This window comes from Streptomyces sp., from assembly GCF_035645055.1.
GTDB lineage: Bacteria > Actinomycetota > Actinomycetes > Streptomycetales > Streptomycetaceae > Streptomyces.
In genome coordinates this window covers 383,556-406,124 of record NZ_DASQNH010000076.1, presented here as the reverse complement: position 1 = coordinate 406,124, position 22,569 = coordinate 383,556, and the positions used below count along the sequence as shown (strand labels likewise).

The window sequence follows — 22,569 nt, the reverse complement described above, 5'->3', positions numbered from 1 at the left end:
TCCCGCCACAGCTTCGCCGCGTCCCACGATAAAGACGCAGGTCGACGGCGGTAACCGCGGGTCGGGAACAGAGAAGTCCGAGCGGTGGAGACCCGCCGCGCAAGCGGGAACACGCCCTTTCCACTGCAGAATCATGTAGTTCCGTGGCCCGGACGTACCCCGGTGGACACGCAGGCTGGAGGGAGTACTTCCGTACCGCGAAAGGCAGTTGTCGCGTCATGCCCCCCACCGCGCCGCACCCCCACAGCGCCGCCGGCCTGCCCGGCGTCCCCCTCGTCGACATCTCCGCGACCGGACCCGGCCGTACCCCCTTGCAGCAGGTCATGGGCCTGATGCGGGAGCACGGACCGGTGCTGGTACGGCGGCTGCACGGGCGGGACACGCTCTTCGTGAGCGACCTCGACCTCGTCACCGACCTCGCCGACGAGCGGCGGTTCGCCAAGCACATCGGGCCCGCCCTGGAGAACGTGCGCGCGTTCGCCGCCGACGGGCTGTTCACCGCGTACAACGACGAACCCAACTGGGCCAGGGCGCACGACATCCTCATGCCCGCCTTCGCCCTCGGCTCGATGCGCACCTACCACCCCGTGATGCTGAAAGTGGCCCGCAGGCTGATCGAGGCCTGGGACCGCGCCGCCGCCGACGGGCACCCGGTGAACGTGCCGGACGACATGACCCGGATGACCCTGGACACCATCGGCCTCGCCGGATTCGGCTACGACTTCGGCTCCTTCGAGCGGACCGAACCCCACCCGTTCGTCGAGGCGATGGTCCGCTGCCTGGAGTGGAGCATGACCCGCCTCGCCCGCGTCCCGGGCGAGGACCACTCCGCGGCCGACGCGGCCTTCCGCGCCGACGCCGACCACCTCGCCGGGGTCGTCGACGACGTCATCGCCACCCGCACCGGCACCCACCGGAGCGGTGCCGACGACCTGCTGGGCCTGATGCTCACCGCCGCGCACCCGTCCGACGGCGCCACACTCGACCCCGCGAACATCCGCAACCAGGTCATCACCTTCCTGATCGCGGGCCACGAGACCACCTCCGGCGCGATGTCCTTCGCGCTGTACTACCTGGCCAAGCACCCCACCGCGCTCCACCTGGTCCAGCGCGAGGCGGACGCCCTGTGGGGGGACCGGGCCGACCCGGAGCCGACGTACGACGAGATCGGCCGCCTCACCTACACCCGCCAGGTCCTCAACGAGGCGCTGCGGCTGTGGCCCACCGCCGCCGCCTTCAGCCGGCACGCCCTGGACGACACCCTCCTCGGCGGGCGCGTCCCGCTGCGCGCCGGACAGGCCGTGACGGTGGTCGCGCCGATGCTGCACCGGCAGCCCGTCTGGGGCGACAACCCCGAGCTGTTCGACCCGTCCCGGTTCACCCCCGAGGCCGAGGCGGCCCGCCCCGTGCACGCCTTCAAGCCGTTCGGCACCGGCGAACGCGCCTGCATCGGACGGCAGTTCGCGCTGCACGAGGCGACCATGCTGCTGGCGATGCTCGTCCACCGCTACCGCCTCCACGACCACGCGGACTACCGCCTCACGGTCAAGGAGACCCTGACCCTCAAACCCGACGGCTTCACCCTGACCCTCACCCCGCGCACCCCCGCCGACCGGGTGCGTCGCCCGCTGCCGGGAGCGGCCGTCGCGAACACGGCGCACCAGGCGCCCGAGACGGACGGCCGCCCGGCCCGCGTCCGCCCCGGCACCCGCGCCCTGTTCCTGCACGGCAGCAACTACGGCACCTGCCGCGACTTCGCCGCCCGGCTCGCCGACGAGGCGGCCGCGCTCGGCTGCGACACCGAGGTCGCCGCCCTCGACGCCCACGCCGGCACGCTGCCCACCGACCGGCCCGTGATCATCACCGCCGCCTCCTACAACGGCCGCCCCACCGACGACGCCACCGCCTTCACCGCCCGGCTCGACGCCACACTCGACCTCACCGGCGTCGAGTACGCCGTCCTCGGCGTCGGCGACCGCAACTGGGCCGCCACCTACCAGCAGGTCCCCACCCGCATCGACGACCGCCTCGCCGAACTCGGCGCCACCCGGCTCACCGAGCGCGCCGCGGCCGACGCCTCCGGGGATCCGAGCGGCACCGTACGGGAGTTCACGGCCCGGATGCGCACCGCCCTCCTGGAACGGTACGGCGACCCGGAGGCCGTGGCCGACAGCGGTGAGCCGGAGACCGGCCACCGGGTCCGCGTCCTCACCGGCGGCCCGCTGGACGCCCTCGCCGAACGGCACGGGCTCCTGCCGATGACCGTCACCGAGGCCCGCGATCTCACCGCACCCGGACACCCGCGCCGCAAGCGGTTCGTCCGGCTCGCCCTGCCGGACGGCGTCACCTACCGCACCGCCGACCACCTCACGGTCCTTCCCGCCAACGCGCCCGGCCTCGTCACCCGCGCCGCCGCCGCGTTCGGTGCCGACCCGGACACCCTCCTGGACATCCGGCCCGCCCGGCCCCGCCGCGACGGCATCGCCGTCGACCGCCCGGTCACCGTACGGCAGTTGCTCACCCACCACGTGGAACTCCAGGACCGTCCGGGCGCCGACCGGCTCGCCGCGCTCGCCGCCGCCAACCCCTGCCCGCCCGAGCGCGCCGCGCTGACGGCCCTCACCGACGACCCGCGCACCCTGGTCGAGCTGTTCGAGGACTTCCCTGCCCTGCGCGGCGCCCTCGACTGGCCGCGGCTGCTCGGCCTGCTCACCCCGCTGCGCCCCCGCCACTACTCCATCTCGTCCTCCCCCTCGACCGATCCCGGCCACGTGGACCTGATGGTCTCCCTGCTGGAGGCGCCCGCCAGGTCCGGGAAGGGCGTCTACCGCGGCACGGGATCCGCGCACCTCGCCGCCCTGCGCCCCGGTGACACCGTGTACGCCCGGATCCAGCCCTGCCGGGAGGCGTTCCGGATCGACGGCTCCGCGCCCGTGGTCATGGTCGCGGCGGGCACCGGTCTCGCCCCGTTCCGCGGGGCGGTCGCCGACCGCGTGGCCGCCCTCGCCCAAGGTGCCGAACTCGCCCCCGCCCTGCTCTACTTCGGCTGTGACGCCCCCGACGCCGACTTCCTGCACGCGGCGGAACTGCGCGCCGCGGAGGCCGTCGGCGCGGTCTCGCTGCGCCCCGCCTTCAGCGCGGCGCCCGAGCGGGGCGTCACCTTCGTCCAGCACCGGATCGCCGCCGAGGCCGACGAGGTGGGGGCGCTGCTCGACGCCGGAGCCCGGGTGTACGTCTGCGGTGACGGATCGCGGATGGCGCCGGGCGTACGGGAGGCGTTCCGTACCCTGTACCGCAAGCGCACCCCGGACACCGACGAGCGGGCCGCCGCCGCGTGGCTCGACACGCTGATCGCGGACGGGCGGTACGTGGAGGACGTGTACACGGCGAGCTGACCCGGTTCCTGGATCGCCCCGCTTCGCTCATCCCATTAATTAAGTGGTTGAGTAATATCGGGTGAGCAGGCGGGACCAGGGTTGGGGAGGAGCCACATGGCGGGGCGGAACGGGCGCACGGTACGCGACCTCAGACGGGCCAACCGGACGGCCGTGCTGCAACGGCTCTATTTCGACGGGCCGCTCAGCCGGTTCGAGCTGGGCCCCGCCACCGGGCTCAGCTCCGGTTCCGTCAGCAACGTGGTCGCCGACCTGGTCGCCGACGGCCTGGTCGAGGAGGCCGGCAGCGTCGACTCCGACGGCGGCCGGCCCCGCACCCTGCTGCGGGTGGCGCCCGGCAGCGGCCACATGATCGGCGTCGACGTGGGCGAGACCCGGGTGCGGATCGAGCTGTTCGACCTCACCCTCACCGAACTCGCCCGCGCGGAACGCCCCCTGGGGCAGCGGCGCTACGACGTCGACGTCATCGTCGGCCACATCCGGGACGGCGTCGCCGAGGTCATCGAGACCGCCGGTGCCGCCCCCGAGCGGCTGCTCGGCGTCGGCATCGGCGTCCCCGGCATCGTCGAGCACACCCCGGACCGCGGCGCCGTGGTGCACGGCCAGACCATCGGCTGGGACGCCGTCCCGCTGGAGGAACTGCTGCGGTCCGGCTCCCGGCTCCCGGACACCGTGCGCTGGTTCATCGACAACGGCGCCCGCACCCTCGGCCAGGCCGAGATGTGGTTCGGCGGCGGCCGGGGCGCCCGCAACGCGGTCGTCGTCCTCTTCGGCTCCGGAGTCGGCGCCTGCCTGGTCACCCCCGAGGTGGAGCACGGGCGGGCCGTCGAATGGGGGCATCTGACCGTCCGGGTCCGGGGACGCCGGTGCCGCTGCGGCGCGCTCGGCTGCCTGGAGGCGTACGCGGGCGCCGAGTCGCTGCTGGAGCGCTGGCGCGAGGAGGGCGGCCGGCCGCCGGCGGACGCCGACGAGGAGACCGCGCTCACCGCGATGCTCGCCGCCGCCTACCCGGCCGACGGCACCACCGGCGCCGACCCCGCCGCGCTCGCCGTACTGGAGGAGACCGCCGAATACCTGGGCGCGGGCCTGTCCGACCTGATCAACCTCTTCCAGCCCGAGCGGATCCTCATCGGCGGCTGGGCCGGACTCCAGCTCGGCGCCGGGTTCCTGCCCGCCGTACGCCGGCACGCGGCGGCCTACGCCCTGCGGCACCCGGCCGAGCAGGTCACCATCGACCTCGGGCGGCTCGGCCCCGACGCGGTGACCGTCGGCGCGGCGATCCTGCCGCTGGCCGACTTCTTCGCCCGGGGCGGACGCCGCCCCGAAGCCGCGCCGGAGGGCCCGGCACCGGCCTGGCGGGCCGTACTGGAGGAGCGGGCACCGCGCTGACGGCGGGCGAGCCCGCGGCTCAGCCCGGCGACTCCTCCGGGGCCGGGTCCGGGGCCTCCGCGGGCGTGTCGCCGGGCGGTGGCGTGTCCCGCCTGCCGGTGCCGGCCTCGTCGGTGTCCGGGACGTCGGCGGTCCCTTCTGCGCCCTCGTCCCGCGAGGCGTCGTCCGTCTCCTGCGGTCCCGAGGGGCCCGTGGGGACGTCCCACGGGTCCGCGCCCTCGCGGGTCTGCTGGTCGGGCAGATCACGCGGCACGGGGTCGGCGTTGCGGCCGGGTTCTTCCTCCCGGTGCTCGTCCACGACGTGCTCCTTTCAGGTCGTTCGAGGTCGCTGCGGGCGAGTGGCATGTGACGGTGGTCAGCCGACCCTGCGGCCCCGCATCGGCGCCGTCTCCGCCCCGGCCCCCTGCTGGAGGCCCTCCAGGAACTCCTCCAGTACCTCGGTGGCCGAGCGGCTCGGCCGCCAGTTCAGTTCGGTGCGGGCGCGGGAGCAGTCCATCAGCGGCAGCCGGAGGACCGCGTCGAACAGGTGCGGGGAGGCCGGCAGCAGTCGCAGCCCCCACGCCGCGGCGATCGCCGAGCGGGCCGCGGTGCGCGGCAGCCGCACCGGCCGGCTGTTCAGCATCCCGCCCAGCAGCTCCGCGTCCACCGGCGGATCGGCGGCCAGGTTGAAGGCGCCCCGGACGTCCGTGTGCAGCGCCAGCCGGTAGGCCTCCGCCGCGTCGTCGGTGTGCAGCGCCTGCACCCGCAGGCCCGGGATGTCCGGCAGGAACGGCAGCAGTTCGGGACGGGCCAGCGGCCCCGGCAGGAACCGGCCGCCGAAGATCCGCCGTTGCTCGCTCGCCGACTCCCGTTTGAACAGGAACGCCGGGCGCATCCGCACCACGCGGATGCCGGGGTGCTCCCGCTCGAAGGTGTCGAGGGTGCGTTCCAGATAGGCCTTCTCCCGGCAGTACGCGGCGTCCGGCCAGCCGTGCGTCGGCCACGACTCGTCCACCATGCGGTCCTTGGGGCCGGGCGAGTAGGCGCCGACCGAGGAGGCGTGCACCAGGGTCCGCACCCCGGCCGCGGCCGCCGCCTCGAACACCCGGATGCTGCCGAGCACGTTGGTCCGCCAGGTGCGCGCCGGATCGTGGGTCGGCTGGAACGCCCAGGCCAGGTGGATCACCGCGTCGGCCCCCTGGAACCGGTCCGTCAGGTCCGTCCGCTCCGACGCGAGGTCGGCCGCGGTCCAGTCCGTCTTCGGGGGCGCCCACTCGGGGATCCGGCGGGCCAGCCCCAGCACGGAGCCGGTCTGCGCATCCTCCGACAACAGGCGCACCACGCTGGTGCCGACGTTGCCGGTGGCGCCCGTCACCACGACCCTGCTGCCCGGTGCACTGGTCACTGTCCGCTCCTCTCGGCCGTAGGCTCGCGGGAGAGCCGAGTACCCGGACAAGACAGGAGAAAGCCCCGACCGGACGGGGAATCACGGTCGGGGCGGTCAGGGTGTGGGCGCGGACGGCGGTCGCCTCCCGGCGAACGGCTCCACAGGGCTTCAGCCGGACGATCGTCCCTGTGGGCAAAAGGTGAGGCCCGGGGACACCGTCCCCTCCGCGCCCACGGTCGGTTCAACGGGCAACCACGTGCGGATGTTCGGCATCCGGCCCCTCGGAGGGAGATCCGAGTCACGCCTCCGGGGCCAGCGGACTGTCCGCCAGGGACGCCAGCAGAGCGGCGGGATCGTCGTACACCGCCTCCGCCCCCGCCTCCTCCAGGTCCGCCCGCGGAATACCCCCGCACAGCACGGCCACGCACCGCACCCCGGCCCGGGCCGCGGCCCGCATGTCCCACACGGTGTCGCCGACGAACACCGCCCGCTCGGGCGGCACCCCGGCCAGCTCCAGGGCGTGCCGGACCGGCTCGGGGGAGGGCTTGCCCGCCTCGACGTCGTCCGCGCTCGCGGTCGCCGTGATGGCGTCGTCGGCGTCGAGTGCCCGCCGCAGCGCGGACAGCTCCGCGCCGCTCGCCGAGGTGGCCAGGACGACCGACCAGCCGTCGTCGCGCAGCCGCCGCAGCAGCTTCCCCGCGTCCGGCAGCGCGGGCAGCCGGTCGAAGTACTGCCCGTACAGCGCCTTGTGGGCGGCGCTCAGTTCGCCGTCCCGGTCCTTGTCGCGGTCCTCGCCCAGCAGCCGCGCGATCAGATCGCCCCCGGGGAGGCCCACCGCGCGGTGCACCGCGTGCATCGGCACCTGGTGCCCCGCCTGGCGGAACGCCTCCCACCACGCGGTGACATGGAGGTGGTTGGTGTCGACGAGCGTGCCGTCGACATCGAACACCGCCGCACGTTCCATGATCGAAATCCTTTCCACGCCGAAGTGTGCGCGAGTACCACGTCAGGCCGCCGGAACCCGCCCCTCCCGGGTCCACGCCAGCAGCTCCTGCGCCGACCAGGCGGTCACCACCCGCTCGGGCGGCACCCCGCACTCCTCCGCGCGGGCACATCCGTTGATCTGCCAGTCGAGCTGACCCGGGGCGTGGGCGTCGGTGTCGATCGAGAACAGCACCCCCGCCCCGACGGCCCGGCGCAGCAGCCGGCGCGGCGGGTCCAGCCGTTCCGGCCGGCTGTTGATCTCCACCGCCGTACCCGCCTCGGCGCACGCGCCGAACACCGCGTCCGCGTCGAACTCCGACTCCGGCCGCCCCCGCCCGGTCACCAGCCGCCCCGTGCAGTGCCCCAGCACGTCCGCGTGCGGGTTGCGCACGGCGGCCACCATCCGGCGGGTCATCGACCGGGCGTCCATGCGCAGCTTGGAGTGCACGGACACCACCACCACGTCGAGCCGCTCCAGCAGCTCCGGCTCCTGGTCGAGCGAGCCGTCCTCGAGGATGTCGCACTCGATGCCGGTCAGCAGCCGGAACGGCGCCCACTCCTCGTTCAGCGCCGCCACCACGTCCAGCTGCTCGCGCAGCCGGCCGGGGGACAGGCCCCGGGCGACCGTCAGCCGCGGCGAGTGATCCGTCAGCACCGCCCACTCGTGCCCCAGCCGGATCGCGGCCCGGCCCATCTCCTCGATCGGGCTGCCGCCGTCCGACCAGTCCGAGTGCAGATGGCAGTCCCCGCGCAGCAGCGCCCGCAGCGCCTCCCCGCCGCGCCGTGGCGCGGGGACCGGCGCCTCGCTCTCCAGCTGCTCCAGGTATCCCGGCACCTGCCCGGCCAGCGCCTCCCGCACCACCTGGGCGGTCTTCGGCCCGATGCCCTTCAGCGACTCCAGCGACCCGGCCTCGGCCCGCTGCCGCACCTCGTCCCCGGGCAGCTCCTTGAGCACCCGGGCCGCCGTACGGAAGGCGCGCACGCGGTACGTCGGCGCCAGCGACCGTTCCAGCAGGAAGGCGATCCGGTCCAGGGCCTCGACGGGATCCATCGGCACCTCCTCGCCCCTCTCGGCCTCCTCGTCAGGCCTCCAGGGTTCCCCAGCCACCCCCGCCCCGCACCACGGGCCGGCCGGTTTGTCCCCGGCCTGCCCGGGTACTGCCGAACCACCGCAGGGCGCCGACGACCCCGAGGAGGCCGCGATGTCCGTCCCCACCGCCCAGCACCCCAGGGCCGCCGTGATCACCGGCGCCGACTCCGGCATCGGCCGGGCCACCGCCGTACGGCTGGCCCGGGCGGGACTGGACGTCGGCATCACCTGGCACGGCGACCTGAAGGGCGCCGAGGAGACCGCCGAGGAGGTCCGCGCCCAGGGGCGGCGGGCCGAGGTGGCGCAGATGGACCTCACCCAGCTGCCCGAGGCCGCCGATGTCATCGACGAGCTGGCCGACCGGCTGGGCCGGGTCGACGTGCTGGTCAACAACGCCGGCACGGGCACCGCGACGCCGTTCCTCGACCTGGAGCTCTCCGACGTCCGCGAGGTGCTCGACGTCGACCTGGTCGGCCCCTTCCTGTGCGGCCAGCGGGCGGCCCGGCACATGATCCGGCAGGGCGACGGCGGGCGGATCGTCAACGTGACCTCGGTGCACGAGCACCAGCCGCGGGTGGGCGCCGCCCCGTACTGCGCGGCCAAGGGCGGCCTGGGCCTGCTCACCCAGGTCATGGCCCTGGAGCTGGCCGAACACGGCATCACCGTCAACGCCGTCGCGCCCGGGGAGATCGCCACGCCGATGACCGGCCAGGAGGACACCGACGTCACCGGAGAGCGCCGGCCCGGCGTCCCGCTCGGCAGGCCCGGCGACGCCCGTGAGGTCGCCGCCGTGATCGCCTTCCTCTGCGGCCCCGACTCCTCCTACGTCACCGGCGCCTCGTGGACCGTCGACGGCGGCATGCTGCGCATGGGCCCGCAGGCCGGATCCCATCTGACCGGCGACGACTGGCGGCGGCCCTGAGACCGTGCGACTGCGAACCAGTTCCTGGGAGCAGCCGGGGTTCACCCGGGTCCGGCACGGCCGGGGCTTCCGCTACCTCGACACCCATGGCCGTCCGCTCACCGCCCCCGGGCAGCTGGCCCGCGTCCGCGCCCTGACCATCCCGCCCGCCTGGCGCAACGTGTGGATCTGCCCCTGGCCCAACGGTCACCTCCAGGCCGTCGGCACGGACGACGCCGGACGCCGGCAGTACCTGTACCACGAGGAGTTCCGGGCCCAGCAGGACCGGGTCAAGCACGAGCACGTGCGCCAGGTCGCCGCCGCCCTGCCCGAGCTGCGCGCCCGGGTCTCCGCCGACCTGTCCGGCCGGGGCCTGAGCCGGGCCCGCGTCACCGCCTGTGCCGTACGCCTGCTCGACCTCGGCTTCTTCCGTATCGGCAGCGACCGGCACACCCGCGAGAACGAGACCTACGGCCTGACCACGATGCTCCGTGAGCATGTGCGCTGCCGCCGGGGGGAGATCGCGTTCAGCTATCCGGCCAAGGGCGGCATCGAGCTGGTGCGCGCGCTGGCCGACGAACAGGCGCACGCGGTGGTCCACGCCCTGCTGCGCCGCCCCCGGCGCGGCGGCGAGCGGCTGCTGGCCTTCTGGGAGCGGCGGGCCTGGCACGAGCTGCGCGGCGACGACCTGAACGAGGCACTGCGCCGGCTGTCCGGGACGGAGATCACCGCCAAGGACTTCCGTACCTGGCACGCCACCGTGCTGGCCGCCGTGGCGGTCGCGGTCACCGCCGAGGCCGGCCGGGCGACCCCGGCGTCCCGTCGGCGCCAGGTGGCGCGGGCCGTGCGCGAGGTCAGCCGCTACCTGGGCAACACACCCGCGGTGTGCCGGGCCTCGTACATCGACCCCCGGGTCTTCGAGCTGTTCGAGCAGGGCCGTACGATCGCGCCCACGCTCAGCCGGCTCGGCGAACACGGCGCCTTCGGGCGGCCCGCGACCCAGGGTGCCGTCGAGGCGGCGGTTCTCGATCTGCTCACCGGGTGAGGTGCCCGGGTGTCCGGATGCCGATGGCCGGAACCGTCCTACCCTTTATGGCATGACCGAAGTCGCGAGTCCCCATATATCCCACCCGCGGATCATGGTGCTCGGGGTGCAGCCGGGCAAGCCGCCCTTCCGCATCGTGGAAATCGACGGAGAGGTCGTCGGTGAGGCCCGGACCGTCACCGACGTCCTGGAGACCGCCGCCGCCTTCGGCATCACGGTGCACGATCTGGACGATCCCGACGTGGTGCGCTGGGTGGGCGGCGACAAGTTCACCTGGAGACCGAGGTAACCCGGCGGTCAGCCGACCGTCCACTTCTGGTTGGCACCGCCGGTGCACGTCCAGATCTGCAGCCGGGTGCCGTTCGCCGGGTCGCTGCCGGTGACGTCCAGGCACTTGTCGGCCTGCGGGTTGACGATGTCACGTGCCGCGGTGACGACCCACCGCTGGGCGGCGGTGCCGTTGCAGTCCCACAGCTGGGTGCGGGTGCCGTCGGCGGTGCCGCCCGAGGCGACGTCGAGGCATTTGCCGAGCGCCCGGAGCGTCCCGTCCGCGCCGACGGTCCACCGCTGGGCGGCGGTGCCGTTGCAGTCGTAGAGCTGGACGGGTGTGCCGTTGGCGGGGTTGGCGCCCGCGACGTCCACGCACTTCCCGGCCAGCCCTCGCACGGCCGCTCCGGTGGGAGCGTCGTTCGTCGTCACCGAGACGTGGTCGACCACCAGCGTCTGCGGGAAGACGGTGGAGCCGTCCGGGTCACCGGGCCAGTAGCCGCCCACCGCCAGGTTCAGGATGAGGAAGAAGGGCTTGTTGAACACCCACTGCCGCCCGCCGAGGTCGGCGGGGGTGCGCCGCTGGTAGACCTGGCCGTCGACGGACCAGGTGATCGAGTCGGGTGCCCAGTCGACGGCGAAGGTGTGGAAGGCGTCGGCGAAGGCCTGGCCGTTCGGCAGGGTGTAGCCGGCGCCTATGCCGCCGGAGCCGGAGTATCCGGGCCCGTGGATCGTGCCGTGGACCGTGGAGGGCTCGAAACCCACGTTCTCCATGACGTCGATCTCGCCGGAGTTCGGCCAGCCGACCTGGCCGAGGTCGGTGCCGAGCATCCAGAACGCGGGCCACATGCCCTGCCCGCGCGGGATCTTCATCCGCGCCTCGACATGCCCGTACTGGGCGCTGAACTTCCCCGAGGTGTTCAGCCGGGCCGAGGTGTACTGGCAGCTGCCGTACCAGCACTGGTAACCCGCCGGATTCTCGCGGCGGGCGGTGATGACCAGATGGCCCTGCCCGTCCAGGGCGGCGTTGCGGGTGCCGGCCGTGTAGTACTGCCGCTCGTGGTTGTTGACGTTGTCGCCGGTCTCGGTCTGCCACTTGGAGCCGTCGACAGCGGCGCCCGCGGGCCCGTCAAAGGTGTCCAGGAACGTCACCGCCCGGGCGTCGGCCGGTTCGGCCCGGGCGGGGGCGACGGCGGCGGACGCGACCAGGAGCGCGGACAGCGCGCCGAGCAGACATCTGCGGAGCAGGCGTGGCGAGGCCATGGGGATCCCTTCGGAGGCGGGGGGTAAGGGCATCCCCTTGATTTAAGAGGTGAGCTAAGCCTCCGTCAACACATTGGTACGGACCGGAAGGAGCCCCTTCACCGCGCCGCGCGGCCTCAGCGGCGCGCGTGCACCGCCCGCCCCAGCCGACGGCCCAGCAGCAGATAACCCACCAGCGCGCCCGTCGTGTTGAGGATGACGTCGTCGATGTCGAAGGCGCGGCCCGTGACCACCGCTCCCTGCGCCAGCTCCACCATCAGCATCACCAGGGCGGTGAGCAGCAGCACGCGGACGATCCCGCGCGCCCGGGGCGCGAGGACCGGCACCAGGACGCCGAACGGCACCCCGAGCAGCAGATTGCCGCCCAACTGCTTGACCGCGTCCCGCGCCACCGGCTGCTCCACATAGGCCCGCAGCGAGTTCCCCGGACGCAGGTTGCTGTGCGTCAGCGACTCGGAGGCGGGGGAGGGCTCCAGGGTCAGCCGGGCCAGCACCACCGAGAACGCCACCATCAGCACGAAGGCGCACACCATCGCCAGCGCCCGGCCCAGGGCGGGCAGCAGCCGCCGACGAGGAGGCCGCGGCTGTGCCTTTCCGGTCGGTTCTGCCCTCCCGGCCGGCGCCGCTTCCCCGGCCGGTTCTGCTTTCCCGGCGGGGCGCGACCGCGACGGGACGAGGGAATTCAAGGAACGCACGCCTGCCCAGGCCATTCGGTCCTCCGGTCTTCGACTTCCCTGTGTGTGAGCCGGTTACCCCGGCCGGCGGGCCCCTATCGCCCGGTCAGCCGCCGTAGGTGACGCGGACTTCCTCGAAGCCGAGCGAGCCCAGCAGGCCTTCGAGCATGTCGGTGGTGTTCTTCTCGGCCCGCGCGGTCAGCCCGCTCTCCCGCGCCGCCGCACCGATGTGCCGCACCGCGAGCCGCTGCACGGCCTGTTCGCCGTTCGGGTTGTCCGAGAACAGATCGCCGAGCCGGTCCAGCAGCCCGCGCTGCTTGGAGACGGCGTAGGAGCGGTCGGGGTCGAGGGCCGGTTCGCCGAGTGCCGCGTGCGGCAGCCGGAGTGTCGCCGTCGTGCGGTCCTCGTCGACCGTCACATCGTCCTCGCCGACCTTCCCGAGGTCCACATAGGCGTCGACGGTGCCCGCGCCCACGTACAGGGTGCGGGTGCCGCGCACCGCGTCCGGCAGGTACTTCGTGTCCTTCTCCAGGTCCACCACCACCTGGAAGTTGCCCGAGGCCGCCTCGTACCGGCTGATGTCCTGGATCGACCGCAGCAGCGCCGGACCGGAGCGGTCGCGGGTCTCGGTGCCGAACACGTCCTTCAGGCCCGGCAGTCCGCTCAGCCGCGCTCCGGCCAGCAGCACCACGATCATCAGCACGACGGCGGTCAAGGCCTTCGCCCAGCCCGGTGTCCGCTTGAGGGAAGTCGTCATGGCGACGGTTCTCCTTCCTCCCACGGTCTCCGAATGCCCCTCATCTCGCCGCCCAGACCGCCCGGTTGGCGGATCTACGGCCCCTGGCGGACCACGGGGGAGCACACGGGCGGCCGGAGCACCGTCACCTGGCGGGGCTCTCCGGCCGGCGGAGCGCGTCGTCCAGGGTCGGCAGCGGGGGCAGTAACCGGGACAGGCCCACCACGCGCAGCACCCGCAGCGTCGGCGGGTGGACGCAGACCAGCGACAGGTGTCCGTCGCGGGCGAGCACCCGGCTGCGGGCCCGGTACAGCAGCCGCAGCCCGGAGGCGTCGAGGAACTCCACCGGGCTGAGGTCGATCACGATCCGCGGGGCGGGCGGGGCCGTCGCCGCGTCCAGGTGCGGGACGATCTCCTCGGCCGCGGCGATGTCGATCTCCCCGAGGAACTCCAGGACCGTGTGGCCGCGGTCCTGGCGCACGCGCAGGTACTGGGAGAGCGGGGCGCGCTCCTGCCGCACGACGACATCGCCTCCAACCAGCCCGAGTCGGCGCACAACTGCGCGCCCCGTCTTGCAAGTTACCCTTGCGGACTGAATTTCAGCATGTTCGATTGACATATGTCTGTGAATTGCGACCGAGTTTTTTCGTGCCGTGAACAAAGGGTGACGATACGACTCCGGTTGCGGGCCGCGGATCAGTCCGTCAGCAGCACCAGCTTCCCGGTGGTCCGGCCGGTCTCGCCCAGCCGGTGTGCCTCGGCCGCCTCCGCGAGCGGGAACGTCCCCGCGATCGTCGGGCGCAGCGTGCCCGCCTCGACGAGCCCGGCGACCGCGCGCAGGACCGCCCGGTCGGCGTCCACCAGGATCCAGGTCACCCGCACCCCGAGCCGGTCCGCCTCCGCGTATACCTCCGGAGACTCGATCGGCAGGATCGACACCACGGTCCCGCCCGGGCGCAGCACCCGCAGCGAGCGCGCCGTGCAATCGCCGCCGATGGTGTCCAGCACCACGTCGACGTCCTTCACGGCCTCGGTGAAGTCGGTCTTCCGGTAGTCGATCACCTCGTCCGCGCCCAGCCCGCGCAGGAACGCGTGCTTGCCGGCGCTCGCCGTGCCGATGACCTGGGCCCCGTGCGCCTTGGCGATCTGCACGGCCACATGCCCCACCCCGCCGGCCGCCGCGTGGATCAGCGCCCGCTGCCCGGCGCGGAGTCCGGCCGTCTCCAGCAGCGCTTGCCAGGTGGTCAGGGACACCATGGGCAGCGCGGCCGCCTCGGTGTGGGAGAGGCCGGCGGGCTTGGGGACCAGCAGACGGGCCGGTGCGACGGCGTACTCGGCGTACCCGCCGTTGCCGTACGGGAAGGGCAGCATGCCGAAGACCTCGTCGCCCGGAACGAGGGCGGACACCCCGAATCCGGTCTCCTCGACCGTGCCGGAGACGTCCCAGCCCAGGACGAAGGGCGGCGCGCCCAGGAGCATGCCGGCGGCGCGGTGCTTCAGGTCGATCGGGTTCACACCGGCGGCCCGCACGCGGATCAGCACCTGGTTCGCGCGCGGTGTGGGCCGCTCCACTTCGGTGACGCGCAGGACCTCGGGACCGCCGAGGACCTCCTGCTGGATGGCTCGCATCGTGGTCGCAGTCATGGCGCTCAGTGTGCCCGGGGCGGTCCGCCCGGCCCATGGTCCGGCCGGCCTTCGACGGGACACTGCCAAGTGTGGGGCGGGGCTGCCGCGTCGGACGGTGGTCCGGCCCAACGTTTCCGGGTCCTGCCACGTCGTAGGAGCGAACGAACGGAACCGGGGAAGAAGGTCGGCGGATGCGCAAGGGTCTGGTGTCGGTGTCGGTGGCGGTGCTGGTGAGCGTCGCGGCGGTGGGATGCGGCGAGGGCGAGGCGGAGATCCTGGTCGAGGGCACCACGCCCGCGACACCGTACGGCGGACCGCTGCACGTGCGGGTCCCCGAGCTGGGCGAGGACGGTCCGCGTGCCGCCCGGATCGAGTCGGGCGCGGCGGGCCGGGCGCTGGAGTGCGACGGCGGGATCCACGCCGGCGGCGCGGGCGAGTCCTGGAGCGAGGGCGACGGCGGCGGTACGCCCGAGGAGGGGCTGGCCGCCTGGTTCCGCATCGAGCAGCCCGACGTCCCGCGCTCCGGCTACCGCGTGGAGCGCGAGGAGCGCGACCGGGTGCTGTTCTCCTACGACGTCGGCGGCCGGACGAAGGTCGCGGTCGTCGTCGCCAGGAACCGTGCGAACGCGCCCGGTTGGGGACCGGAGACCTCCGCATCCTGCGATCCCGCGGAGCTGCCGGCCGGCTTCACCGACTCCCAGGGGTACGAGATCTGGACCGACTCGCACGGCAACCGCGTCCCGTTCGCCGCCCTGCACGGCAGCGCGGGGCCGAGCCACTGCGACTGGCAGCGGGCCCACTTCCTGGCCCTCGGCCGGGAGCCCGGCGGCAGGCTCTACGCCCGCGACCCCGACGGCGTCCTGCCGGACGGCATGCTCACCGCGCCGTACGACGGTGACGTCCCGCTGCCCGCCGGTGCTCGCGACACCGGCCACCGCCGCGGCGACCGCGCGCTCTGGGTCGTCGACGGCGACCCGTCCAAGATCTACCTCCGCACCCCCGACGGGGTCGAGGCCTGGCCCCGGGTGGCCGAGGGAATGGGCTGCCGCTGACCGCGAACGCCCGGCTTCGGGAGCAACCCCGCAGGCGGGCAAGGGGACTTGTCGACTCGAACACGGGTGGCGGAGAGTGACGGAATCCTCACCTCCGCGCCCCTGGTGAGGTTGATCCTTTCGGGTTGAAACCAGATAAGCTCCGGTCCAGCGCTGCGAGTTGACGCGATCGCGACGGGTCGGCTCGCGGTGCGTACTCATGAGTGCGGTCCCCCATGCACACCCCCCCTGTTCGATTGTGTTGCTTCGAAGGATGCAGATGGAACTCGCCACTCCGCCGCCGGCGGCGCGGCCCCCTGTCGCCTGGTACAGCTGGTGGCTGATGCCGCTGGCCTTAGGAGGCGGGACGGTTGCCGCCACGTTCATGAGCTCGGAGCGAATAACCGCGGCCGTCGCCGGCGCCGCGGCGACGGCGGCCGGCTCGGTCTGTGTGCGGCTGCTGCTGCGCACCCAGGCCCAACTGCGCCGCGCCGAGAGCGGGTTCCGCACCGCCCAGGCCGAGCACTCCCAGCAGTGGCAGCAGCACGTGGCCGGACTGGAGAGCCGGTACGCCGCCGAGCGCTCCGCCCAGGAGGCCCGGCTCGCCGAGCAGTCCCAGGCCTACGAGTCCCGGCTCGCCGAGCAGGCGGACGGCTACGAACTGCGGCTCGCCGAGCAGGCGGACGGCTACGAACTGCGGCTCGCCGAGCAGGCGGACGGCTACGAGCTGCGGCTCACCGAGCAGGCCGAGAGCCACGAGGCACGGCTCGCCGAGCAGACCGGCCTCTGGCAGGAGCGGCTCGCGCACCAGCGGGAGGCCGTCGCCCGCCTCGCCGGCGAGCAACTGCCCGAGGCGCTGAAGCGGCTGCGCGCCGGTGACGCCATCGACGACCTGCTGCCCACGGTGAACCAGTGCGCCAAGGTCGCGCCCGAACTCCAGGCCGATCTCCGCAAGATCTTGCGCACCGCGCTGATCGGCGTCGAGGAGGAGTTCAACCGCTCCACCTCCGCCGAACAGGCCGTCGTCGGCATCGGCAACCGCATCCACGTCCTCACCAGCAAGCTGCGCGGCCGGCTGCACGAGATGCAGGGCGAGCACGGCCGCCTCCCGGCCGTCGCGCGCGGCCTGATGGAACTGGACCAGGCGATCGGCCCCGCCGACTGCCTCGCCGCCAGCATCGGCGTGCTCGGCGGCTCCGACCGCCCCGGACGGCAGTGGCAGGAGCCGCAGCGGCTGCTCAGCGTGGTCCGCGGCGGCATCGGCCGGATCAAGGAGTTCCACCGCGTCGACGTACGCCATCTGCCCGAACTCGGTGTCGACGGCGGACTGGTGGACCACCTCACGCTGATCTTCGCCCACCTCCTGGACAACGCCACCCGCTACTCGCCGCCCACCGAGCCGGTGATCGTCTCCGGCAAGGAGGTACCCAACGGCGTCGGCATCGAGATCCAGGACTCCGGCAAGGGCCTGAACGAGGAGAAGAGGCGCGAGGCCGAGGACGCCCTCGCCGGCGTCGCGGCCGGACCGGGCCTCGGCGGCATCTCGGAGGACGCCAACATCGGCCTCCGCGTCGTCGGCGCCCTCGCCCGCCGCTACGGCATCCGGGTCACCTTCGCCGACTCGCCCTGGCTCGGCACCTCGGTGGTCGTCGTGGTCCCGCACAAGTACTTCAGCCCGCTGCCGGCGGCCACGTCCGTCGCCCCGGCCGCGGCGGCCGCCCCCGCCGCCGCGCCCGCCGCCGTGCCCGCCCAGGCCCCGGCGGACACCGCCGACGCAGTCGACACCACCCCCGGCGGACTGCCCCGGCGCCGCAGCAGGCGCGACGAGCCGGCCCGGCACCAGCCGGCCGGACGCCCCGAGGCCGCCGAGGACACCGCCGTCCTCGCCGTCCCGCCCGACGCCTCCTTCGCCGGCCTGGCCGCCTTCGCCACCGCCGGACGCCCGCCCGGCGAGGACGACGGCCCGGCGGCCGACCGCGCACCCACCACCGGACGCGAGTCCGCAGAGCACCGCACTGAAGAGAGCGACTAGTCCACATGACGCAACAGGGAACCGACGTGAGCTGGGCGCTCCGCGATCTGGTGGAGAGCATCCCGGAGATCCGCTTCGCCCTCGTGGCCTCCAGCGACGGCAAGGCCATCACCTCCTACGGCGCCGAAGACCCCGACGACGTCGACCGTTTCGCGGCCGTGGTGGCCGGCCTCCAGGCCCTCGCCCAGCCGGTCGCCGAGCAGTTCCCCAAGTACGCGGGGAACCTCCGCCTGGCGATGATCGAGGTCGACGGCGGGCACCTCTTCGTCGTCCGCGCGGGCGTCGAGACGTATCTGGGCGTGCTCGCCCGCGAAGGCCTCGACCAGGGCCTGCTCGGCCACCAGATGAGGGACCTGGCCCGCAGGATGGGTGAACTCCTCGGCACCACTCCGCGCCTGGAGGAGCACTCTGGATGAGTGCTCCCCGCCGGCCGGCCGATCCGTCCGGTCTCGAGCGTTACTACGTCCTCACCAAGGGACGCAGCGGACCGGGCGGTTCGGCGTCGAGCCTCGACGTGGCGACCCTCATCGTCTCCCGCGCCGCCCCGGCGCCGGGCACGCAGCACGAGTACGCGGAGATCCTGCGGCGCTGCCGCGATCCGCTGTCGGTGGCCGAGCTCGGCGCCCATCTGGGGCTGCCCTTCAACATTCTCGCGGTGCTCCTCGCGGATCTGCTCCAGGCAGGCCACGTCGAAGCCCGTGATCCCATCCCGGCGCACGACGCCGGTCGCGGGCCCGACCTCGCGCTCCTGGAGGAGGTACTCAGTGGACTTGAAAGGCTTTGACCGGCCCGGCGCCCCGGCGTCCGGGGACACCCGCTCGGTGAAGGTGATGATCGCCGGCGGGTTCGGCACCGGGAAGACCACCCTGGTCCGGTCGGTCAGCGACATCAAGCCGCTCACCACCGAGGAGACCCTGACCCAGGCCAGTGCCGGCGACGACCACCTCATCGGCGTCGCCGGGAAGACGGAGACCACCGTCAGTCTGGACTTCGGCAAGATCAGCCTCAACGACAGCCTGATGCTCTACCTGTTCGGCACCCCCGGGCAGGAGCGGTTCTGGTTCCTGTGGAACGGCCTGTTCAAGGGCGCGCTCGGCGCGGTCGTCCTGGTGGACACCCGCCGGCTCGCCTCCAGCTTCCGGGCGATCGAGGAGATGGAGCGGCAGAACGTGCCCTTCGTCGTCGCCCTGAACGTCTTCCCCGACTCCCGGCAGTTCCCCGTGGAGGAGATCAGGGACGCCCTCGACATCCCGCCGCACATCCCGATCGTGGCCTGCGACGCCCGCGACCGGGCCTCCAGCCGTGACGTCCTGGTCACCCTCATCCGTCACCTGAAGGAACGCTCCGCCGTCGCACTGGAGTCCCGATGAACGACCAGACGTTAAGCGATCCCGGCACCCCGCGCGGCTGTCCCTTCGGGCACGGCGGGGGCGACCTCACCCGGCTGTACGGGCCGGAGGCCGCGACCGACCCGGCCGGGATCTACGAACGGCTGCGCAAGGAGCACGGCCCGGTCGCGCCGGTCCTGCTGGAGGGCGACATCCCGGCCTGGCTGGTGCTCGGCTACCGCGACAACCGCCGGGTGCTGGACACCCCGTGGCAGTTCAGCCGGGACGCCCGGATCTGGCGGGACTGGCGGGAGGGCCGGGTGGCGGAGACCTCGCCGCTGGTGCCGATGCTCGCCTGGCGGCCCGACTGCGTCTCCCAGGACGGCGAACCGCACCGCAGGCTGCGCGGCGCCGTCACGGACGGACTCCAGGCCGCCGCCGCGCGCGGCATCCGGCGGCACGTCACGCACTTCGCCGGCAAGCAGATCGACGCGTTCGCCGACACCGGGCGCGCCGACCTGGTGCCGGACTACGCCGAGTACCTGCCGATGCTCGTGCTGACCCGGATCCTCGGGCTGGCCGAGGGGGAGGGGCGGCGGCTGGTGGAGTCCTGCGCCCAGGTGCTCAAGGGCGGTGAGGAGGCGGTGGCCCACAACGAGCGGATCATGGAGATCCTCGGCGAACTCGCCGAGCGCAAGCGGGCCGAACCCGGCTCCGACTTCACCACCGCGCTCCTGGAGCACCCGGCCGAACTCGACGCGGACGAGGTGATCAGCCATCTGCGGCTGGTGCTGATCGCCGCGCACACCACGACCAGCAATCTGCTGGCCCGGGTGCTGCAACTGGTGCTCACCGACGTCGACCGGCTCTCCGGCCTGATCAGCGGTCAGCTGAACATCTCCGCGGTGGTGGAGGAGGTCATGTGGAACACGCCGCCGCTCGCGGTCATGCCGGGGCGGTTCGCGGCGGCCGACCTGGAGCTGGGCGGCCACCGCATCGCCGAGGGCGACCTGCTGGTGCTGGGCCTCGCGGCCGGCAACCTGGACCCGGAGATCCGGCCGGACGCCGGGGTCTCCGTCCAGGGCAACCAGGCGCATCTGGCGTTCAGTTCCGGTCCGCACGAGTGCCCCGGGCAGAACATCGGCCAGGCGATCATCGAGACCGGGGTCGATGTGCTGCTGCACCGGCTGCCGGGGCTGCGGCTGGCGGTGCCCGCGGAGGAGCTGACCGCCACGGCCTCGACCTGGGAGTCCCGGCTGGACAGCCTGCCGGTCGAGTTCGCGGTGTAGCGGGCGGAACAGTTCCGGGCCGTCCGCCCGGTATGGCCTTGCGAGGGGTGTGCCCGGCCGGGCGCACCCCTCGGCCCGGTCACACGGTCAGCAGATCGTCCACCGAGCCGCGCCCGGCCAGCTCGGCCGAGGCCACCGGGCCCTCCTTGGCCGCGGCGTACCGGCCGGTGGTCAGCGCCCACTCGTAGTTGCCGTTGATCCAGTGCTGGATGGCCTCCACGCCCATCCGCACCCGCGCGCGCTCCTCCGTGCCGAGACCCAGCTCGTCGCACATCCGCGGGACCCGGGCCTCCAGCTCCAGGTACTCCGCCAGGCACTCGGTGGTCAGGCGGTACGCCTCGGCGGCGGCCGTCTCCCACGAGCAGCCGCGCTCCCGGTGCAGGACGGCTATCAGGTTGTGGCCGTCGCCGCGGCGCCGCTCGCGCTCGAAGGAGTGGATGTCGTTCATGAACCCGATGGTGTCGGCGGCCAGGTCCCGCATTCTTTCCATCAGCGGATGGCCCATCACCTGCGGGGGCACCTCGAAGCGGCGGCTGCGCTCGCCCGCGTCGATGCTGTGGTGGATGCCGACCGTACGACGGCGGAAACCGGCGTAGGCCGGCAGGCCCAGGGTGCCCGCGAGACCCCGCGCGGCCAGGTCGACCTCCTCGCAGTGGGCGACGAGGAACCGGCCCCAGGACGCGGCGAACCGTGACTGCCATGTCAGGGACATGCCATCCGAGAGCTGTTCCCAGACCTGGGCCCACGCCACGGTGATCGGGCAGACCACCCGCGGTCGGCTGCCCGCCGGACGCAGCGGGGTCACGATCAGCTCCCGCGCCACCTCGGCCACCCGGTCCGCCCGGTCCGGCTGCCCGGCGTCGAACTGGTCGTCGAAGAGGAAGGCCAGGGAGAACCAGTTCATCAGCATGACCAGGTCCTCCGCCGAGGCGTGAGGATAGGTGCGGGCCGCGGCCTGCGCGAGGTCCCACGACTGGTACTCCTCGAACCCGGCCTGGCTGCGCACCAGCCCCATCTCCCGCACCCAGCGCAGATGGCGCGCGCGGGCGTACTCCAGATGCGGGCTGACCGGGCTGTCGAAGGGGAGGTCGAACCGGACGTCCTGAGGCATGCGCTTCCTTTCGGGACACGGACCGCAGAGTCCCCCGCCCCTGCGAGCGGACGGTCGCGCGACCGTCCGCACACTCGAACTGAACTGCCCGGATCGAAAGTTGAACCGAGAAGCGGTACGAGGCTGCCCCGAGCCCAAATGATCTACACCGGGCCCGTCCGTGATCTCCGTTACTGCTCAAGGCCGTTGAGCGCGCTACCCTCGCCCGACTGAATCCGCCCCGCCGGGATATCCGCACAAGGAGGCGCGGGGCGGCCCGCTCCGCACCCTGGATCCCTGCGGAGGACTCATGCCACTGGTCAAGGCGGGCGTCGTGGTGCTCGACTGTGCCGAACCCGAGCGACTCGCCGCGTTCTACAAGGAACTGCTGGAGGCGGAGGAGACCGAGGCCACCGCCAACCGGATCGAGATCCGAAGCCCCGACGGCGCCCGGCTCGCGTTCCGCCGGGACATGAACGCCACCCCGCCGAGCTGGCCGCGCCCCGAGAACTCCCTCCAGGCGCACCTGGAGTTCGTGGTCGACGACCTAGACGCGGCGGAACGCCGGGTCGTCAGCCTCGGCGGCCGGCCCATCGACGCGAAGAACCCTCCGGGCCCCTCGGAGTCCCGTGGCTGCACCGACCCGGCGGGACACTCGTTCACCCTGCGCCGCTCCGTCCCGTCGGCGCCCAAACAGGGCTGAACCCGGGCCCGCGGGCCCGGGTTCCGATGTGCGCGGCGAACCGTCAGTCCCGGCCGCCCGGGGACGTCGTCGGCCACACGCCCGTCTTGCTGGCGATGGCCTTCGCCCCGGCGCGGTCGACCGCGCTGCGCACCGTCGCGAAGATGGCGCCCTGGATCGCGGCGGCGAGCAGGATCTCGCCCCAGCCGCGGTCCGGGTCCAGCGCGTCGGGCGCGTCCTCCTCGTTCCGGACCGCCATCCACACCTTGCGGAAGGCGAGCCCGGCCAGCGCACCGCCCGACCAGCCCAGCAACCAGCCGACCGGCTGGTAGGCGGCGGGCAGCTTCCGCTTCTTGCTCTTGGCCACGTGGGTCTCCTCGC

At 73.4% G+C, this 22,569-nt stretch carries 23 protein-coding genes; 12 read left to right on the top strand and 11 right to left on the bottom strand.

The genetic code is table 11. From position 1 onward, the window contains the following. The first annotated feature begins 218 nt into the window (after positions 1-218). Both VE614_RS25955 and VE614_RS25950 read left to right on the top strand, forming a co-directional pair. Positions 219-3,395 (top strand): bifunctional cytochrome P450/NADPH--P450 reductase, encoded by a 3,177-nt coding sequence (locus tag VE614_RS25955; protein ID WP_324941839.1) that lies wholly within the window; start codon positions 219-221, stop codon positions 3,393-3,395. A 96-nt stretch (positions 3,396-3,491) separates the two neighbouring features. Further along, entirely contained in the window at positions 3,492-4,784 is a 1,293-nt protein-coding gene (locus VE614_RS25950) for an ROK family transcriptional regulator (protein ID WP_324941836.1), read from the top strand. A 19-nt stretch (positions 4,785-4,803) separates the two neighbouring features. Here the strand turns inward: VE614_RS25950 and VE614_RS25945 are convergent, their stop codons facing one another. From VE614_RS25945 to VE614_RS25930, 4 genes are all read right to left on the bottom strand, one after another. Then, a complete protein-coding gene (locus tag VE614_RS25945; RefSeq protein ID WP_324941834.1) occupies positions 4,804-5,082 on the bottom strand; it encodes a hypothetical protein in 279 nt (92 codons plus the stop codon). A 57-nt stretch (positions 5,083-5,139) separates the two neighbouring features. Further along, positions 5,140-6,168, bottom strand: coding sequence for an SDR family oxidoreductase (locus VE614_RS25940; RefSeq protein ID WP_324941832.1), 1,029 nt, complete (start codon positions 6,166-6,168; stop codon positions 5,140-5,142). Positions 6,169-6,448: 280 nt separating this feature from the next. Then, the gene (locus VE614_RS25935; RefSeq protein ID WP_324941828.1) at positions 6,449-7,114 is read right to left on the bottom strand and encodes an HAD family hydrolase; all 666 of its coding nucleotides are present in this window, start codon (positions 7,112-7,114) and stop codon (positions 6,449-6,451) included. 42 nt (positions 7,115-7,156) lie between these two features. After that, positions 7,157-8,185, bottom strand: coding sequence for a PHP domain-containing protein (locus VE614_RS25930; RefSeq protein WP_324941825.1), 1,029 nt, complete (start codon positions 8,183-8,185; stop codon positions 7,157-7,159). Positions 8,186-8,336: 151 nt separating this feature from the next. Between VE614_RS25930 and VE614_RS25925 the strand changes: the two genes are divergently transcribed. From VE614_RS25925 to VE614_RS25915, 3 genes are read left to right on the top strand one after another with little or no spacing between them, the layout of a single operon-like run. Beyond that, positions 8,337-9,146: an SDR family oxidoreductase gene (locus VE614_RS25925; protein ID WP_324941822.1), complete on the top strand. Its 810-nt coding sequence runs from the start codon at positions 8,337-8,339 to the stop codon at positions 9,144-9,146. A gap of 4 nt (positions 9,147-9,150) precedes the next feature. After that, positions 9,151-10,170, top strand: a complete 1,020-nt coding sequence (locus VE614_RS25920; RefSeq protein WP_324941819.1) for a DNA topoisomerase IB — start codon at positions 9,151-9,153, stop codon at positions 10,168-10,170. A 52-nt stretch (positions 10,171-10,222) separates the two neighbouring features. Beyond that, positions 10,223-10,459 (top strand): hypothetical protein, encoded by a 237-nt coding sequence (locus VE614_RS25915; protein WP_324941816.1) that lies wholly within the window; start codon positions 10,223-10,225, stop codon positions 10,457-10,459. A gap of 8 nt (positions 10,460-10,467) precedes the next feature. Here VE614_RS25915 and VE614_RS25910 read toward each other — a convergent pair whose 3' ends face one another. The 5 genes from VE614_RS25910 to VE614_RS25890 all read right to left on the bottom strand — a co-directional run bounded on the left by VE614_RS25910 (position 10,468) and on the right by VE614_RS25890 (position 14,754). Then, the gene (locus VE614_RS25910; RefSeq protein ID WP_324941814.1) at positions 10,468-11,700 is read right to left on the bottom strand and encodes a lectin; all 1,233 of its coding nucleotides are present in this window, start codon (positions 11,698-11,700) and stop codon (positions 10,468-10,470) included. 116 nt (positions 11,701-11,816) lie between these two features. Next, on the bottom strand, positions 11,817-12,410 hold the full coding sequence (locus VE614_RS25905; protein WP_324941812.1) for a VanZ family protein: 594 nt from the start codon (positions 12,408-12,410) through the stop codon (positions 11,817-11,819). Positions 12,411-12,480: 70 nt separating this feature from the next. Then, positions 12,481-13,131, bottom strand: coding sequence for a DUF4230 domain-containing protein (locus VE614_RS25900; protein WP_324941809.1), 651 nt, complete (start codon positions 13,129-13,131; stop codon positions 12,481-12,483). A gap of 124 nt (positions 13,132-13,255) precedes the next feature. Further along, positions 13,256-13,630: an anti-sigma factor antagonist gene (locus VE614_RS25895; protein WP_324941806.1), complete on the bottom strand. Its 375-nt coding sequence runs from the start codon at positions 13,628-13,630 to the stop codon at positions 13,256-13,258. Positions 13,631-13,806: 176 nt separating this feature from the next. Then, positions 13,807-14,754, bottom strand: a complete 948-nt coding sequence (locus tag VE614_RS25890) for an NADP-dependent oxidoreductase (protein WP_324941803.1) — start codon at positions 14,752-14,754, stop codon at positions 13,807-13,809. A gap of 173 nt (positions 14,755-14,927) precedes the next feature. Between VE614_RS25890 and VE614_RS25885 the strand changes: the two genes are divergently transcribed. The 6 genes from VE614_RS25885 to VE614_RS25860 all read left to right on the top strand — a co-directional run bounded on the left by VE614_RS25885 (position 14,928) and on the right by VE614_RS25860 (position 20,416). Then, positions 14,928-15,788: a hypothetical protein gene (locus VE614_RS25885; protein WP_324941800.1), complete on the top strand. Its 861-nt coding sequence runs from the start codon at positions 14,928-14,930 to the stop codon at positions 15,786-15,788. Between the two features lie 259 nt (positions 15,789-16,047). Then, positions 16,048-17,799, top strand: a complete 1,752-nt coding sequence (locus VE614_RS25880; RefSeq protein WP_324941798.1) for an ATP-binding protein — start codon at positions 16,048-16,050, stop codon at positions 17,797-17,799. Positions 17,800-17,804: 5 nt separating this feature from the next. Further along, positions 17,805-18,215, top strand: coding sequence for a roadblock/LC7 domain-containing protein (locus VE614_RS25875; RefSeq protein WP_086169643.1), 411 nt, complete (start codon positions 17,805-17,807; stop codon positions 18,213-18,215). Then, on the top strand, positions 18,212-18,583 hold the full coding sequence (locus tag VE614_RS25870) for a DUF742 domain-containing protein (protein ID WP_043505600.1): 372 nt from the start codon (positions 18,212-18,214) through the stop codon (positions 18,581-18,583). Before VE614_RS25875 ends, VE614_RS25870 begins: the two co-directional genes overlap by 4 nt. After that, positions 18,564-19,169 carry a GTP-binding protein gene (locus VE614_RS25865; protein ID WP_324941792.1) on the top strand — a complete coding sequence of 202 codons (606 nt, stop codon included), beginning with the start codon at positions 18,564-18,566 and terminating at the stop codon, positions 19,167-19,169. The genes VE614_RS25870 and VE614_RS25865 overlap by 20 nt, the downstream gene beginning before the upstream one ends. Next, the gene (locus VE614_RS25860) at positions 19,166-20,416 is read left to right on the top strand and encodes a cytochrome P450 (RefSeq protein ID WP_324941789.1); all 1,251 of its coding nucleotides are present in this window, start codon (positions 19,166-19,168) and stop codon (positions 20,414-20,416) included. The genes VE614_RS25865 and VE614_RS25860 overlap by 4 nt, the downstream gene beginning before the upstream one ends. Before the next feature lie 79 nt (positions 20,417-20,495). On the opposite strand, the gene VE614_RS25855 is transcribed toward VE614_RS25860, so the two are convergent. After that, positions 20,496-21,527, bottom strand: a complete 1,032-nt coding sequence (locus VE614_RS25855; protein ID WP_324941787.1) for a 7-epi-alpha-eudesmol synthase — start codon at positions 21,525-21,527, stop codon at positions 20,496-20,498. A gap of 289 nt (positions 21,528-21,816) precedes the next feature. On the opposite strand from VE614_RS25855, the gene VE614_RS25850 reads away from it, so the two are divergent. Further along, the gene (locus tag VE614_RS25850) at positions 21,817-22,209 is read left to right on the top strand and encodes a VOC family protein (protein ID WP_324941784.1); all 393 of its coding nucleotides are present in this window, start codon (positions 21,817-21,819) and stop codon (positions 22,207-22,209) included. Between the two features lie 43 nt (positions 22,210-22,252). On the opposite strand, the gene VE614_RS25845 is transcribed toward VE614_RS25850, so the two are convergent. Then, positions 22,253-22,555, bottom strand: a complete 303-nt coding sequence (locus tag VE614_RS25845) for a DUF4235 domain-containing protein (RefSeq protein ID WP_324941782.1) — start codon at positions 22,553-22,555, stop codon at positions 22,253-22,255. Between the last annotated feature and the right edge of the window lie 14 nt (positions 22,556-22,569).

What these genes read in the sequence shown, in the direction of transcription:
- VE614_RS25955 (WP_324941839.1), top strand. Translation starts at nt 219, where the DNA reads ATGCCCCCCACCGCGCCGCACCCCCACAGCGCCGCCGGCCTGCCCGGC.
- VE614_RS25950 (WP_324941836.1), top strand. Translation starts at nt 3,492, where the DNA reads ATGGCGGGGCGGAACGGGCGCACGGTACGCGACCTCAGACGGGCCAAC.
- VE614_RS25935 (WP_324941828.1), bottom strand. Translation starts at nt 7,114, where the DNA reads ATGGAACGTGCGGCGGTGTTCGATGTCGACGGCACGCTCGTCGACACC.
- VE614_RS25930 (WP_324941825.1), bottom strand. Translation starts at nt 8,185, where the DNA reads ATGGATCCCGTCGAGGCCCTGGACCGGATCGCCTTCCTGCTGGAACGG.
- VE614_RS25925 (WP_324941822.1), top strand. Translation starts at nt 8,337, where the DNA reads ATGTCCGTCCCCACCGCCCAGCACCCCAGGGCCGCCGTGATCACCGGC.
- VE614_RS25915 (WP_324941816.1), top strand. Translation starts at nt 10,223, where the DNA reads ATGACCGAAGTCGCGAGTCCCCATATATCCCACCCGCGGATCATGGTG.
- VE614_RS25910 (WP_324941814.1), bottom strand. Translation starts at nt 11,700, where the DNA reads ATGGCCTCGCCACGCCTGCTCCGCAGATGTCTGCTCGGCGCGCTGTCC.
- VE614_RS25905 (WP_324941812.1), bottom strand. Translation starts at nt 12,410, where the DNA reads ATGGCCTGGGCAGGCGTGCGTTCCTTGAATTCCCTCGTCCCGTCGCGG.
- VE614_RS25900 (WP_324941809.1), bottom strand. Translation starts at nt 13,131, where the DNA reads ATGACGACTTCCCTCAAGCGGACACCGGGCTGGGCGAAGGCCTTGACC.
- VE614_RS25890 (WP_324941803.1), bottom strand. Translation starts at nt 14,754, where the DNA reads ATGACTGCGACCACGATGCGAGCCATCCAGCAGGAGGTCCTCGGCGGT.
- VE614_RS25885 (WP_324941800.1), top strand. Translation starts at nt 14,928, where the DNA reads ATGCGCAAGGGTCTGGTGTCGGTGTCGGTGGCGGTGCTGGTGAGCGTC.
- VE614_RS25880 (WP_324941798.1), top strand. Translation starts at nt 16,048, where the DNA reads ATGGAACTCGCCACTCCGCCGCCGGCGGCGCGGCCCCCTGTCGCCTGG.
- VE614_RS25875 (WP_086169643.1), top strand. Translation starts at nt 17,805, where the DNA reads ATGACGCAACAGGGAACCGACGTGAGCTGGGCGCTCCGCGATCTGGTG.
- VE614_RS25870 (WP_043505600.1), top strand. Translation starts at nt 18,212, where the DNA reads ATGAGTGCTCCCCGCCGGCCGGCCGATCCGTCCGGTCTCGAGCGTTAC.
- VE614_RS25860 (WP_324941789.1), top strand. Translation starts at nt 19,166, where the DNA reads ATGAACGACCAGACGTTAAGCGATCCCGGCACCCCGCGCGGCTGTCCC.
- VE614_RS25855 (WP_324941787.1), bottom strand. Translation starts at nt 21,527, where the DNA reads ATGCCTCAGGACGTCCGGTTCGACCTCCCCTTCGACAGCCCGGTCAGC.
- VE614_RS25850 (WP_324941784.1), top strand. Translation starts at nt 21,817, where the DNA reads ATGCCACTGGTCAAGGCGGGCGTCGTGGTGCTCGACTGTGCCGAACCC.